General features: G+C 64.6%; 11 protein-coding genes. 4 read left to right on the forward strand and 7 right to left on the reverse strand.

The features are described 5' to 3' along the window. Positions 1-20 precede the first annotated feature (20 nt). Positions 21-2,153 (forward strand): type I secretion system permease/ATPase, encoded by a 2,133-nt coding sequence (locus ABIB90_RS27285; protein WP_354163478.1) that lies wholly within the window; start codon positions 21-23, stop codon positions 2,151-2,153. Further along, positions 2,140-3,594, forward strand: a complete 1,455-nt coding sequence (locus ABIB90_RS27290) for an HlyD family type I secretion periplasmic adaptor subunit (protein ID WP_354201689.1) — start codon at positions 2,140-2,142, stop codon at positions 3,592-3,594. Before ABIB90_RS27285 ends, ABIB90_RS27290 begins: the two co-directional genes overlap by 14 nt. A gap of 156 nt (positions 3,595-3,750) precedes the next feature. On the opposite strand, the gene ABIB90_RS27295 is transcribed toward ABIB90_RS27290, so the two are convergent. The 3 genes from ABIB90_RS27295 to ABIB90_RS27305 all read right to left on the reverse strand — a co-directional run bounded on the left by ABIB90_RS27295 (position 3,751) and on the right by ABIB90_RS27305 (position 6,335). Continuing rightward, positions 3,751-5,613 carry an ABC-F family ATP-binding cassette domain-containing protein gene (locus ABIB90_RS27295; RefSeq protein ID WP_354163474.1) on the reverse strand — a complete coding sequence of 621 codons (1,863 nt, stop codon included), beginning with the start codon at positions 5,611-5,613 and terminating at the stop codon, positions 3,751-3,753. A gap of 71 nt (positions 5,614-5,684) precedes the next feature. Then, positions 5,685-5,858 (reverse strand): hypothetical protein, encoded by a 174-nt coding sequence (locus ABIB90_RS27300; RefSeq protein ID WP_007591955.1) that lies wholly within the window; start codon positions 5,856-5,858, stop codon positions 5,685-5,687. Positions 5,859-6,077: 219 nt separating this feature from the next. Then, positions 6,078-6,335, reverse strand: coding sequence for a sulfur globule protein precursor (locus ABIB90_RS27305; protein WP_219683178.1), 258 nt, complete (start codon positions 6,333-6,335; stop codon positions 6,078-6,080). Positions 6,336-6,645: 310 nt separating this feature from the next. Here ABIB90_RS27305 and ndk point away from each other — a divergent pair, with 310 nt between their 5' ends. Then, positions 6,646-7,068, forward strand: a complete 423-nt coding sequence (gene ndk / locus ABIB90_RS27310; RefSeq protein WP_007591953.1) for a nucleoside-diphosphate kinase — start codon at positions 6,646-6,648, stop codon at positions 7,066-7,068. 44 nt (positions 7,069-7,112) lie between these two features. After that, a complete protein-coding gene (locus tag ABIB90_RS27315; protein ID WP_007591952.1) occupies positions 7,113-7,973 on the forward strand; it encodes a TerC family protein in 861 nt (286 codons plus the stop codon). Between the two features lie 6 nt (positions 7,974-7,979). Here ABIB90_RS27315 and ABIB90_RS27320 read toward each other — a convergent pair whose 3' ends face one another. The 4 genes from ABIB90_RS27320 to ppx form a co-directional block, all read right to left on the reverse strand. Next, positions 7,980-8,291 carry a DUF3240 family protein gene (locus ABIB90_RS27320; protein ID WP_354163470.1) on the reverse strand — a complete coding sequence of 104 codons (312 nt, stop codon included), beginning with the start codon at positions 8,289-8,291 and terminating at the stop codon, positions 7,980-7,982. Continuing rightward, complete coding sequence (locus ABIB90_RS27325; protein ID WP_354201690.1) at positions 8,291-11,359, reverse strand: efflux RND transporter permease subunit; 3,069 nt, start codon at positions 11,357-11,359, stop codon at positions 8,291-8,293. Before ABIB90_RS27325 ends, ABIB90_RS27320 begins: the two co-directional genes overlap by 1 nt. Continuing rightward, the gene (locus ABIB90_RS27330) at positions 11,360-12,493 is read right to left on the reverse strand and encodes an efflux RND transporter periplasmic adaptor subunit (protein ID WP_354163466.1); all 1,134 of its coding nucleotides are present in this window, start codon (positions 12,491-12,493) and stop codon (positions 11,360-11,362) included. Between the two features lie 261 nt (positions 12,494-12,754). Then, positions 12,755-14,257, reverse strand: coding sequence for an exopolyphosphatase (ppx, locus tag ABIB90_RS27335; protein ID WP_354163464.1), 1,503 nt, complete (start codon positions 14,255-14,257; stop codon positions 12,755-12,757). Positions 14,258-14,269 lie beyond the last annotated feature (12 nt).

Genomic DNA, 14,269 nt, shown 5'->3' on the forward strand with positions numbered 1-14,269 from the left:
CATCCGCCCGGAGAACGCTCATGATGACCAACGCGGTCTCCACCGATACGGGGCTCGATGCGTTGCTGACGCTGCTGCATCTGCAAGGTGTTGCGGCCGATCGCGCGCAGCTCAGGCACCGGCTGGGCGCGGCAAGATTCGGCGCAGCGGACATTGTCCGCTGCGCCAGGTCTCTCGGACTTAAAGCCAGAACCTATCGCACACAGTGGAGCCGTCTGTCGGACACTCCGCTGCCTGCGATTGCAATGCTGCGGGACGGCGGCTTCATGGTCATCGCAAAGGCCTCCGCCGACAAGGTGCTGGTACAGTCCCCGGAGGCGCAGCGCCCGGTGCTGATGGAACGCGACGAGCTGTGCGCGATCTGGGACGGCGGCTTGATCCTGATGGTCCGGCGCGCCGGGCTGTCAGACCTCGGGCGGCATTTCGATATCACCTGGTTCATCGGCGCGATCGGCAAATACCGGCGGCTGCTGGGCGAGGTGCTGGCGGCTTCGTTCTTCCTCCAGCTTTTTGCGCTGGTCTCGCCGCTGTTCTTCCAGGTCGTGATTGACAAGGTGCTGGTACACCGCTCGCTGTCTACGCTCGACGTTCTCGTCATCGGCCTCGTCGTCGTCTCCCTGTTCGACACCGTGCTCGGGATCCTGCGCAATTACCTGTTTGCGCACACGACCAACCGCATCGACGTGGAGCTCGGGGCACGTCTGTTTCACCATCTGCTGGCGCTGCCGATGGCCTGGTTTCAGGCCAGGCGCGTCGGCGATTCCGTGGCGCGGGTCCGTGAGCTCGAGAACATCCGCAATTTCATCACCAGCTCGTCGTTGACGCTTCTCATCGACATGGTCTTCACCTCGGTGTTCCTCGCGGTGATGTTCGCCTATTCGGCGCAGATGAGCTTCATCGTGCTGGCGTCGTTCCCGTTTTACATCGCGATCTCGGCCGTGGCGACGCCGCTGTTTCGCCGCAGGCTGGACGAGAAATTCCGCCGCGGCGCCGAGAACCAGGCTTTCCTGGTCGAGAGCGTCAGTGGTATCGAAACGCTGAAGGCGATGGCGGTCGAGCCGCAGATGCAGCGTCGCTGGGAAGAGCAGCTCGCCGGTTATGTCTCGGCGAGCTTCGGTGTCACCAGCCTCGGCAACACGGCAAGCCAGCTGGTGCAGCTCGTCAGTAAGGTCGTCACCGCCGCCATTCTCTATGTCGGCGCCAGACTAGTGATCGGTGACGCCTTGACCGTCGGCGAGCTCGTGGCCTTCAACATCTTCGCGGGGCGGGTGTCAGCCCCGGTGCTGCGGCTCGCGCAAGTCTGGCAGGATTTTCATCAGGCGCGGCTGTCGATCGCGCGGCTCGGCGACATCCTCAACAGCGCGGCGGAGCCGGCTTACTCCGCCGCCCGCGCGGGGCTGCCGCCGATCCGGGGCAACATCCGCTTCGAGCACGTGTCTTTCCGCTACCGGCCCGATGGGCCGGAGATCCTGCACGATGTCTCATTCGACATTCCAGCCGGACAAACAGTCGGCATCGTCGGATCATCCGGTTCGGGCAAGAGCACCTTCGCGAAGCTGGTGCAGCGGCTCTACGTTCCGCAAGGCGGCCGCGTGCTCGTCGACGGAATGGATCTGATGACGACCGACCCGGCCGGGCTCCGTCGGCAGATCGGAATCGTGCTCCAGGACAACATGCTGTTCAACCGGTCGGTGCGCGACAACATCGCGCTGGCCGATCCGAGCCTGCCGATGGACCGCATTATCGACGCGGCGAAGCTGGCGGGCGCGCATGATTTCATTCTGGAGCTCCCCGAGGGCTACGATACGGTGGTCGGAGAGCGCGGCTCGACGCTCTCGGGCGGGCAGCGCCAGCGCATCGCGATCGCCCGCGCGCTGGTGGGCAATCCCCGGATCCTGATCTTCGACGAAGCCACCAGCGCGCTCGACTATGAAAGCGAGCGGATCATCCATGACAACATGAAGGAGATCGCGAAAGGCCGCACGGTCCTGATCATCGCGCACCGTCTCTCCACCGTCCGCGGCGCCGATCGCATCTTCACCCTGGAACGCGGCCGTCTGGTCGAGGACGGCACGCATGATGCGCTCATCAAGACCGGCGGGCGCTACGCCGCCCTGCATCGTCTCCAGGGAGGCATTTATGAGGTCGGCTAGCACTGTCCCGGCCCCGCGGCCGGAGCAGACCGTGATCCCGTTCCGGAATGGAAAGGGCCGGCGCGCCGAGGAAGTCGCCTTCCTGCCGGCGGCGCTGGAAATCACGGAGACACCGCCATCGCCGATCGGCCGCGCCATCGCCATGGTCCTGATGCTGCTTGTCTGCGCGGCGATGGCCTGGTCGGCCTGGGGCACGATCGACATCGTGGCCTCCGCAACCGGCAAGGTCGTGTCGAGCGGGCGAAGCAAGGTGGTCCAGCCGTTCGAGACCGGCGTGGTGCGCGCCATTCACGTGCAGGACGGCCAATCGGTCAAATCGGGCGACCTGCTGATCGAGCTCGATCCGACCGTGAACGCCGCGGAGCGCGATCGTCTGCACGACGATCTCATGGCCGAGCGGCTCAACGTCGCGCGCCTCCGCGCCGCATTGGCAGGCGGCGAAGAGGTGTCCGCCGAGCTCGTCGTACCAGAGGACGCCGATCCCATGCTGGTCGCGACGCAGCGACAGCTCCTCGCCAATCAGGTCAGCGAGAACAGGGCCAAGCTCGCGGCGCTGGCGCGTCAGGAAGCGCAGAAGGAGGCCGAACATCAGACGATTGCGGCGACGATTCACAAGCTTGATGCGTTGCTGCCGGTCACCCAGCAGCGTGTCGAGATTCGCAAGACGCTGATGGAGAAGGAGATCGGCTCGAAGCTGACCTACTATGAGACCCTCCAGCTCCAGATCGAGCAGCAGGAGGAGCTTCGCGTCCAGAGCAGCCGCTTGAAGGAGGCCGAGGCGGCCGTGGCCGCGATCCGGGAGACTCGCATCCAGGCCTTGGCCGAGTACAGGAAAAGTCTCTCCGACGAGCTTGCCAAGAGCGAACAGAAGGCCAATGGCGTCGCACGCGATCTGATCAAGGCGCAGCAGAGGACGAGGCTTCAGCAACTGACGTCGCCGGTCGACGGCGTCGTGCAGCAGCTCGCGGTCCACACTGTGGGCGGCGTGGTCACGCCCGCGCAGTCGCTGCTGGTGATCGTGCCGACCGATACGCGGCTCGAGATCGAGGCGATGATCTCCAACCGCGATATCGGATTTGTCGAGGCCGGGCAGGGCGCCGCCATCAAGATCGACACTTTCAGTTTCACCCGCTACGGGCTTCTCGCAGGCCGGGTCGTGAGCGTCTCGCAGGACGCCATCATCCGCGACCGGCCGCAGGAGCGCGGGAGCGACCGTGCGCTCGCGACGCAACGCGACAGCAGCGAGCCCAGCGGGCAGGAGTTGAGTTACAGCGCCCGTATCTCGCTCGATCGCACCCGGATGCAGGTGGACGACCGCCTCGTCAACCTGTCCCCGGGAATGGCGGTGACCGTCGAAATCAGGACCGGTTCGCGCACCATCCTGAGCTACCTGCTATCGCCGCTGCAGCGTTACCGGCACGAGATCATGCGCGAGCGTTAGTTCCCACATGATGCTGACGAAGCTTCGCGAGACGCGCCGGCTCAGTCGGTGCGGCAAAGAACAGGTTATTGAACGGCTAATCACCAGGTAGCAAAATACCGGTACTGTGCATGGGGTTGTTTTTGCGATTTTGATGTCGGCCCGGTCGCGTAGGCGTCAGCCCGCCGCCTCGTCGAACTGCGTGCTCGCCTCGAGCCACTGCTCCTCGGCACGTGCCAGCGCGTCGGCCGCATTGGCGCGTGCTTTCGACAGTTGGGCGGCCTGCTTGGGGTCGCGGCTGAAGATGTCGGGCAGGGCCAGCGCAGTGTCGATCTTGCTGATGATCTCGCTGACGCGGGCGATCTCGGTTTCGGCTTCCGCGATGCGTTTCTTCAGCGAGCCGCGATTGTCCGATCTCGGACGCTGCGGCTTCTCGCTCGCCGCGCTGCGTTCGCGCGGCGCGGGCTCGCCATTGCGCGCGGACAGCACCAGGCGGCGATATTCGTCGAGGTCGCCGTCGTAATTGGTCACGGTGCGGTCGGCGACGATCCAGAGTTGATCGGCGCAGGACTCGATCAGATAGCGGTCGTGCGAGACCATGATGACGGCGCCGGGAAATTCGTTGATGGCTTCCGCGAGCGCGGCGCGGCTGTCGATGTCGAGATGGTTGGTCGGCTCGTCCAGGATGATCATGTTGGGGCCGAAGAAGGTCGCAAGTCCCAGCAGGAGCCGCGCCTTCTCGCCACCCGACAATTTTCCAACCTTGGTGTCGGCCGCCTTGCCGGAAAAGCCGATCGCGCCGGCGCGGGCGCGTACTTTCGCTTCGGGCGCCTCGCCCATCAGCTTGCGGACGTGGTCGTAGGTCGAGGCATCCTCGTTCAATTCGTCGAGCTGGTGCTGTGCGAAATAGGCAATCGAGAGCTTGTCGGCGCGGGTCACTTTGCCCGAGAATGGAGCGAGGCGCCCGGCGAGCAGTTTCACCAACGTCGACTTGCCGTTGCCATTGGAGCCGAGCAGCGCAATGCGGTCGTCATTGTCGACGCGCAAGGTGACGCGGTTCAGCACGGGCGTGTTCGGATCGTAGCCGACCACGACGTTGTCGGCGGCGATGATCGGCGGCGACAGGATCTTCTCGGGCGCGGGAAAGCTGATCTCGCGCACGTCCTGGGTGACCAGCGCCGTGATCGGCTTCAGCCGTTCCAGCATTTTCACACGGGACTGCGCCTGGCGGGCTTTCGAGGCTTTGGCCTTGAAGCGGTCGACAAAGGCTTGCAGGCGCGCGCGTTCGGCTTCCTGGCGCTTGACCGCTTTGGCATCGAGCATCTCGCGCATGGCGCGTTGCTCTTCGAACGAGGAGTAGGTGCCTTTGTAAAGCGTGAGCTTGCCGCGCTCCAGATGCAGGATCTGGTCGACCGAGCTTTCCAGCAGGTCGCGGTCGTGGCTGATCACGATCACCGTGCGCGGATAATGGGCGAGGTGATCCTCGAGCCACAGCGTGCCCTCGAGGTCGAGATAGTTGGTGGGCTCGTCGAGCAGCAACAGGTCGGGCGCCGCGAACAGCGTTGCGGCAAGCGCGACGCGCATGCGCCAGCCGCCGGAGAATTCGGCGCAGGGGCGGAGCTGGTCGGCGGCGGAGAAGCCGAGGCCGGAAAGGATGGCGGCGGCACGGCTCGGTGCCGAATGCGCGTCGATGTCGACCAGCCGGGTCTGGATCTCGGCGATCCGGTGCGGATCGGCCGCGCTCTCGGCCTCGGTGAGCAGCGCGTCGCGTTCGAGGTCGGCCTTGAGCACGACTGAGATCAGGCTCTCGGGGCCGTTCGGCGCTTCCTGCGCGAGGCTGCCGACGCGCCAGCGAGGCGGCAGGGTCACCGTGCCGTGCTCGGCGGCGAGCTCGCCGCGGATCACCTTGAACAGGGTCGATTTGCCGGTGCCGTTGCGACCGACCATGCCGACGCGCGATCCGGGCGTGATCTGCACGGAACTCTGGTCAATCAGAAGGCGTCCGGCGAGGCGGATGGAGAGGTCGGTGATGGAGAGCATGCGGCCTTGTCACCGCACCCGCGATCAAACGCAACCCGTTTTTCCGTGTCCGCAAGCCGGTGCGTGTCAACTCAGTGCGAATCGCGCTCGCGCTGCTTCAGCTCATTGAGGAGTTGCTCGAGGTGCGTCGGCAGCCTGGCTTCGGGCCGCAGGCTCTGCTGGAGCCGTTCGGCCACGGCATCGGAGATCGAGCGGCTGGTGCGCCGGTCGATTTGCTCGCTGTCATTGGCAAAAGGGCCAGCCATCGCAGGGTTCCGTGTTCTCAAAGAAGCAACACGGTACCAAGTCCTTGGCCCCCAAATGGTTTCGCCACTCGCGGCGATTGCGCGGCATTCTAGCAAAAATTGTGTGAAGCCGCGCAATGTCCCCCTCCGAATACAAAGCCCCGGCGCTGGGGGACGCCGGGGCTTCGCTTGGAAGGTACCTTGGGGGGCTCAGGTACCTTTGGAAAGGTGCTGTCGGGCTCAGTAGCAGCGGTTGATCATCCGCCAGCGGGGTCCCCAGGGGGTCGGGACCAGCCGGCGCACATAGCAGCCGCCATAGCCGTAGGAGACGGGGGCATAGAAGCGCGGGCCACCCCAGCCGTAACCGTGATGCCAGCCGCCGCCGCCGCCGTGCCAGCCCCAGCCGCCACCATGCCAGTGCGCAGAGGCGGAGGTCGGTGCCAGCGCGGCACCAAGCGCAACCGCGGCAACGGCGGCGAGCGAAAGTTTCCTCAACATGGTGATCTCCTCAAAACTGCCGACGCGGGGCTATCGCGTCGATGGAAAGGCCGCCGAAACGGTCCGCCTCGGGAGGAGGCTTTGGTTTCGATGGACCTGAGGTTATCCGAGCGAGGCTGAACCAAACCCTGACGAGGCCTTCAGATTGGGTTCATTTAGGTGAAATCGTCGTAATCCATGTTGGCATTCTGACTCCTGGCCTGCGGCCAAGCGCCCGCGAGGCGGTTTTGGCGGTCGCTTGCCGTATGGCGAAGGCGCCGATATAAGCCCGGCAACTCCGAACCACCGTTTTCTCTTCAAGGACAACATCATGGCCATCGAACGCACCTTCTCGATCATCAAGCCCGACGCCACAGCGCGTAACCTCACCGGTGCGGTTAACGCCGTGATCGAGAAGGCGGGCCTGCGCATCGTCGCGCAGAAGCGCATCCGCATGACCAAGGAACAGGCCGAGACCTTCTATGCGGTCCACAAGGCGCGCCCCTTCTTCGGTGAGCTCGTGGACTTCATGACGTCGGGCCCCGTGGTGGTCCAGGTGCTGGAAGGCGAGGGTGCCGTCTCCAAGTATCGCGACGTGATGGGGGCGACCGATCCGTCCAAGGCGGCTGACGGCACCATCCGCAAGCTCTACGCCAAGTCGATCGGTGAGAACTCCGCGCACGGTTCGGATGCGCCGGAGACCGCCGCGATCGAGATCGCGCAATTCTTCTCGGGCAACGAGATCGTCGGCTGATCCGTCAGCCGATCAGGTAACGAGACGCGGCGAAAGGACGTAGTGTGAACTGGCTCTGGCAGATCTTCGATCCCGCTACGATCGGGGCATTCTTCACCCAGTTCCGCGTTGAGATGGCCGAACCGACCTTCTGGGTCGCGGTCGGCAAGATCATCTGGATCAACATCCTCTTGTCCGGCGACAATGCGCTGGTGATCGCGCTCGCCTGCCGCGGCCTCAAGCCGCGGCATCGGCTGTGGGGCATGATCCTGGGTGCCGGCGCCGCGGTGGTGCTGCGGATCATCTTCACGGGCATCGTCGCGAGCCTGATGGAGCTGCCGTACCTCAAGCTGGTCGGCGGTCTTGCGCTGATCGTGATTGCGGCAAAGCTGCTGGTGCCGGAACAGGAGGACGAGGACGGCGTGGAGTCGGCTTCGCATCTGTGGCAGGCCGTGCAGATCGTCGTCGTCGCCGACATCGTCATGAGCCTGGACAACGTCATTGCGGTGGCCGCGGCCGCCAATGGCAGCGCGCCCTTGCTGGTGCTCGGTCTTGCCATCAGCGTGCCCTTGATCGTCGCCGGCGCGGCGCTGATCATGGCGCTGCTCGCAAAGCTGCCGGTTCTGGTGTGGGCCGGCGCGGCGCTGCTCGGCTGGATTGCGGGCGAGGTGATCGCGACCGATCCCGGCATCGCGCCGAGGCTGCACACGCTGTTCGACGGTCCGTTCGGCGCCTCGCTCGACAACGTGCTCAGCGCCTTGCGCATCCCGCCGCAATTCGCCCATGGCGGCGGAGGCGGCGAATATCTGTGCGCAGCTCTCGGCGTCGTCGTCGTGCTGGCCGTCGGCTCCATCTGGCGCCGGCGCAGCATGAGCGCGGCCGCGCTGGAGTCCTCCGAGCGCCACGCCAAGGCCTCGGCGGAATAGGTTGCTTCAGTCGATCGCGCCGAACTCCGTCACGGGCGTCGTCCAGTAGACGATCTTGGTCCCGGCGAACGGAACTCGCAGTCGGTCGAGCAAGCGGCCAGCATCGCACCTCGCCAGAACGATCTGCACGATGGCCTGATCGGCGTTGCCCTTCACGCGTTCGGCCGCGGTGTGCAATCGGACTTCGGCGCCGTGACCAGCGCCGTGCAATGCGGTGAATCCCGAAACCAGGTCGGTCTGCTCCGTAAGATAGTCGAACACCTCGTCGCATAGTTGGCGAGACAAGATCAGCGTGAGGCAGACCGGCTGGTCGATCATCAGGTCACCTTCGACGTCCCGCCATAGCGGCGATACAGGATCGGCAAGAGAATCAGAGTGAGCAGGGTGGACGACAGGAGCCCTCCGATCACGACAACGGCGAGCGGTCGCTGGACTTCGGATCCTGGACCGGAGGCAAACAGCAGCGGGATCAAGCCAAACGCCGTGATGCTCGCGGTCATCAGCACTGGCCGAAGCCTGCGCATGGCTCCTTCGACGACGATACGATCCTCGCTCAGGCCGCGGGCCCGCAGCTGATTGAAATAAGAGACCAGGACGACGCCATTCAAAACGGCGATGCCGAGCAGCGCGATGAAGCCGACAGAGGCTGGCACCGAAAGATATTCGCCCGTCAGAACCAGTGCGAAGACGCCCCCGATCAGGGCAAAGGGAATGTTGACGAGGACCAGCAAGGCCTGCCGTATGGCGCCGAATGTGGTGAAGAGCAGCAGGAAGATCAGACCGATCGCAACCGGCACCACAATGGAGAGACGTGCGGCGGCACGTTGCTGGTTCTCGAATTGCCCGCCCCAGGTCAGCCGGTAGCCTTCCGGGAGCGGGAGTTCGGCCGCTTTCTGGCGTGCCGCCTCGACGAAGCCCACCATGTCGCGGCCCCGGACGTTGGCGCGGACCACGCTCATCCGCGCGCCGTCTTCGCGGTCGATTTTCACAGGGCCGTCCACTCGTTGGATCCGGGCGACCTGCGACAGCGCCACATGCTGTCCGGAAGCGAGCGTCATTGGCAGGCTCGCCAACAGCGTCGGCGCCTCCCTGGTTGTCTTGCTGCCGCGGATGAGGATCGGCGTGCGGCGTCCCCCCTCGAGCGCGGTACCGATCGTTCGGCCCTCGATCTGCGTGCGGAGCGAGTTCGCTATGGAGTCCCCCGTCAGGCCGAGGCGGCCGGCCTCCATTCGATTGACGGCGACTGTGTAATATTCAGCGCCTTCGTTGAGCGTGGTGTAGACGTCCTCGGCACCATCTATGCCGGACAGAATGCCCGACAGCTTTGCTGCGATTTCGTTCAGTCTGGCGATGTCGGGGCCGAAGATCTTGACTGCGACGTCGCCGCGCACGCCGCTGATCATCTCCTGCACGCGCATGTCGATCGGCTGGGTGAAGCTGAGCGAGATACCGGGAAAGCCGTTCAGAACCTCACGAAGCTTCTGCAGAAGGGTCTCGCGACTGTCGGTCTGTCTCTCGGCGGCCGGCTTAAGCACGAGGAACGTGTCGGTCTGGTTGGGGCCCATGGGATCGAGGCCAAGTTCGTCCGACCCGGTCCGTGCGACGATACCGGCGATATCAGGTACGGCCAGAAGTGCGGTCTGGAGCCTTGCATTGATAGCCAGCGACTCGTCGAGGTTGACGGAAGGAAGCGTCTCTACGCTGACGATGATGTCGCCTTCGTCCATCGTCGGCATGAAGGTCTTGCCGAGCTTTGTATAGCCGAAGCCCGCTACGAGCAGGCCGATCAGCGCTGCAGCGATCACCTTGCGCTCGTTGTCCAGGGCCCAGTCCAGCGCCGGTGCGTAGATCCGCTGTGCCGCCCGAATCAAGAGGGGATCGCGATGTGACGCGGACTTCAGCAGATAGGAGGTCGCGACCGGGATCACGGTGAGCGCCAGCAGCAACGAGCCGGCTAGCGCGAAAATGATTGCCAGTGCGACGGGGATGAATAGCTTCCCTTCCAGTCCCTGCAGGGTCAGCAGTGGTACGAACACGATCATAATGATGAGGACGCCCGAGGCGACGGGTTCCAGGACTTCGCAAACCGAGCGGTAGACCAGGTGGATGAGCGGAGTCGCCTTGCTCGGTTCGTGCTTGCCGAGGTTGCCGACGATGTTCTCGACGACGACAACGAGCGCGTCGATCAACATGCCGATCGCGATCGCAAGTCCGCCCAGGCTCATCAGGTTGGCCGACATTCCCACGACGCGCATGACGATGAGCGCTATGAGAATGGCCAGCGGCAGACTGAGAGCGATCACCAGCGAAGCCCGCCAGTTGCCGAGGAAAAGCAGCAGAAGAACGATGACGAGGACTGTGGCCTCGCCGAGTGCCCGGATCACCGTGCCCACGGCGCGGTTAACCAGGCTGCTGCGGTCATAAAACACGTTTATCGAAACGCCCTTCGGCAGCGAAGGCTGCAGCTCAGCGAGTCGGGCACGTACGTCTCGGACGAGCTGCCCCGCATTGGCACCGCGCAAGCCGAGCACCAGCCCCTCGACGGTTTCGCCGTGCCCGTCCGACGTGACTGCGCCATAGCGGGTCAGCGTCCCGACCTGGACGTTCGCGACGTCTTTGACCAGGATCGGCACTCCCTCGCGCGCGTCAACGACTATGGCCTTGATGTCTTCTGTCGACCGGATGCTGCCTTCAACCCGAACCAAGGCGCTGTCCTCGCCTTGGTTCACCCGTCCGGCGCCATCGTTGCGACTGTTGGCTTCGATCGCCCGACGGAACAGGTCATACGAAATGCCGCGGGCGGCAAGTGCATCATTGCGCGGCACGACCTCGAAGGCACGCACGTAGCCGCCGAGCGCATTGACGTCGGCAACACCGGCGACCGTACGCAGGGCGGGACGGATCACCCAATCGAGCAGGCCTCGGCGTTCGGCGAGCGAGAGTTCGGGACTATCGATCGTGAACATGAACATCTCGCCCAGGGGGCTCGTGATCGGCGCAAGACCGCCGCTCACCCCGTCAGGGAAATCACGCGAGATGCTCGATAGTCGTTCCGACACCTGGTTGCGCGCCCAGTAGATGTCAGTGCCGTCTTCGAAATCGACGGTAATGTCGGCCAATGCATATTTCGTGGTTGAACGAAGAACTTTCTTGTTAGGCAATCCAAGCAGTTCAAGCTCGATAGGGACCGTGATGCGCTGCTCGACCTCTTCGGGGGTAAGGCCCGCCGCCTTCATGATGATCTTCACCTGGACCGGGGAGACGTCGGGAAACGCGTCGATCGGCAGGCTGGGCAGGAGGACGATGCCGGCGGCGACCAGCAGCACCACACCCAGCATCACGAACAGTCGCTGCGAAAGCGCGAACGCGATAAGTCGCCGGAGCATCTACTGTCCCAGTCCCGAGAGAATGCCGCGAAGCGCCGAGATGCCGCCGATCGCGATCTCGTCTTGCTCTGTTACGGGGCCCGACACGACGACATGGTCCTGATCTTCCGCAACCAGTTTGACCGGGACCAGCCGAAAGCCGCCGTCGAACGCGACAAAGACCGACGTTTGTTCGCCCCGCCGCACCAGCCCGCTGTAGGGAATCTCCCAGGCACTTTCGCCGGCGGAGAGAAAGCCGATGCGGGCGGCGGTCGTCTGACCGGGATGCAGCTCTCCGTCGTTGGGTACTTCCGCGCGAACCAGAATGGTTTGGGTAGCGGGGTCGATGGTCTCGGAGACCAGTACGACCTTGCCGGGCTTTGAATAATTCTCAAACTCGACATTGGCACCGGTGCGGATCGCTCGGATATTGGCGGCAGGAACCGCGATTTCGGCCCATAGCGGCGAGAGCCGCGCGAGCTTGACGAGCGGCGTGGATTGTTCGACCCGTTGTCCTGGCGATACCGTGACATCGACCACTGATGCAGGCTGCGGCGCATTGACCGTGAGCGTCCCGCTGATAGCCGCTTCCTGGGCCAGCCGCGAAATTGCCTCATCGGACATCCCGCTTAGATGCAGCATCTGCCGCCGCTCGGCGACGACGAGAGTAGCCTGACGCGCCTCTGCCTGGCTGGTTTCCAACACGCGTTGCGGGACAGCCTTGCCTTCGAACAAATCGACGTTTCGCTTGAGCTGCTGGGTGGCGAGAACTTCCTGTGCGATCGCGTGCAGGTAGTCGCGCTGTTGAGAGACGAAGCTTGGACTTTCCAAGGTGACCAGCGGCTGGCCGGCCGAAACGCGGTCGCCGCGCCCGGCCCAGAGATTGGCGACCATGCCGGACACCGGTGCGCTGACGACCCACAATTGCGGCGTCGGGATCACGATTTGGACGGGATAGGGCAGCGTCAGATCGGTCCGACTCGCGATCGGATGGGTCACGCGCACACCTAGATTCCGCGCCTGCGCATCGCTCAGCTTCAGTTCATCTTGCGCCTTGCACACCGACGGCGAAAAGCTGAACGCGAGCGCAAGCAGGATGCCGGCAGCCAGGGTCCGAGCAGGGCTTGGCAGGAAAATCCCATAGTCGGGTTGCATGGCGGTACCATTCGAAATGCCGTCCTGCACGTTACTTACTGTAGCGCGACGCTGGTGGGTTGATATGCATCAACCGCCCGCTGTTTGCGCGGGATATCGCTGGCTTTGCGCAGCCGGCACTTCCTCTCCAAAAGCAGGTTTCGTCGAACTTCCGGATATCAATGGAAACAGTGGGACGTTGCGTTAAAATGAACTCGCGTCATCGCGAAGTGGATGGTGACGGTGCAAACGCACATCGTCCGCACCTGATCTCACCGCTTTCTACCGCCGCACGATCGACCCGGCGCGACCAATCAGCCGGGCCAGCGCGCGGAAGCGGCTGCCGACGCGATCCGCGACGAGATCGCCGAGGCGGTGCTCGAACACCAGCAACAGCTTGCGGCCCACGCTGCGGAAATGCGTCGCGGGCAAGACGCCCGGACGCGCCGCCGAGATCAGATGCGCAACGCGGAAGGCGGCGCCCAGTAGGCGGGCGCGTTCGAGTTGCGCCGGCGTCAGCAGCTCCTGCATGGCGACCGGCGGCTGGTTCTCCTCGCTGAGCCCCGCATAGCGATAGAACACGGACAGGCCGACGAAGGCGCGCTCGGTGTGGGTGATCGCGCCGAAATTGCCGTTGACGACGAGGCTCAGCGTCTGCTCGCCGCGATGGTCGGGATGCACGCGCCAGCCGATGTCGGACAACAGGCACGCGGCGTGGCGCAGACGGCGGTCCTCCTCGGTCTCGCGCAGCTTCACCACGCGCGCGAGGCGGTCGGTCCAGGCGATCAACTCGCGCGCGTGCTTTGCCGAACGAGACAGCAGCTGGTTCAGCTCCTCGGCCGCGCAGATCAGTCCGTCCTTGTTGCGTTCGGACTCCGGCAGCTTCTCGTGCAGCAGGCCCTCGCGCACGCCGAAGGTCGAGAACACGATGGTCTTCGGCTTCGCCACCCGGATGATGTGCTCGAGCACCAGTGCCGCATAGGTGAGGAGCGGGCGCCGGGCGTCGGCGACGATCTCGATGTCTGCAAGCATGCCGGCGGCCGCAAGCCGGCGGAGACGTCGGGAAAAATCGAGCGCCTCGGCAGCCGAAATCGAATAGCCGTGCATCACCTGGAGCGGGTAGCCGCTCTGGATGATGTGGATGCGCGCCAGCGCGCGCCAGGTACCGCCGACGGCGTAGAAGCTGCGGCCGCTCCCGGCCTTGAGCTGCGGCACCCCGTCGAGCGCTTCGCGCACGATGCGGTCGGCGCGTTTCAGGGATTTATGTGCGAGGTCCTGCAGCGCGAGCCCGCCGAGCGGCAGCGTCACGCCGCTGCGCACGGTGTTTTTGCGCACGTCGATCAGTTCGAGCGAACCGCCGCCGAGGTCACCGACGATACCGTCGGGATGATGGATGCCGGAGATCACGCCAAGCGCCGACAGCCGCGCCTCGCGCGGGCCCGACAGGATCTCGATCTTCACCGCGCAGATGCGCTCGGCTTTGGCGATGAAGTCGGGGCCGTTGGAGGCGTCGCGGCAGGCGGCGGTCGCAATCGCAAACACCCGTCCGACCTGCATCACCCGGCACAGCGCACGGAAGCGCTTGAGCGAGGTCAGCGCCTTGTCGACGGCGTCGGGCGCAAGCAGGCCCGTGCTCTGCACCTCGCGCCCAAGCCCGCACAGCGTCTTCTCGTTGAAGATGGGAATGAGGCTCCGCGTCAGTCCCTCGTAGACGACGAGACGGACCGAGTTGGAGCCGATGTCGATGACCGCGACGCTCGAGCCGCGCTTGCGCGGCCGCTTCACGTCGACGATCCC

This window comes from Bradyrhizobium sp. JR4.1 (genome assembly GCF_040548605.1).
GTDB lineage: Bacteria > Pseudomonadota > Alphaproteobacteria > Rhizobiales > Xanthobacteraceae > Bradyrhizobium > Bradyrhizobium canariense.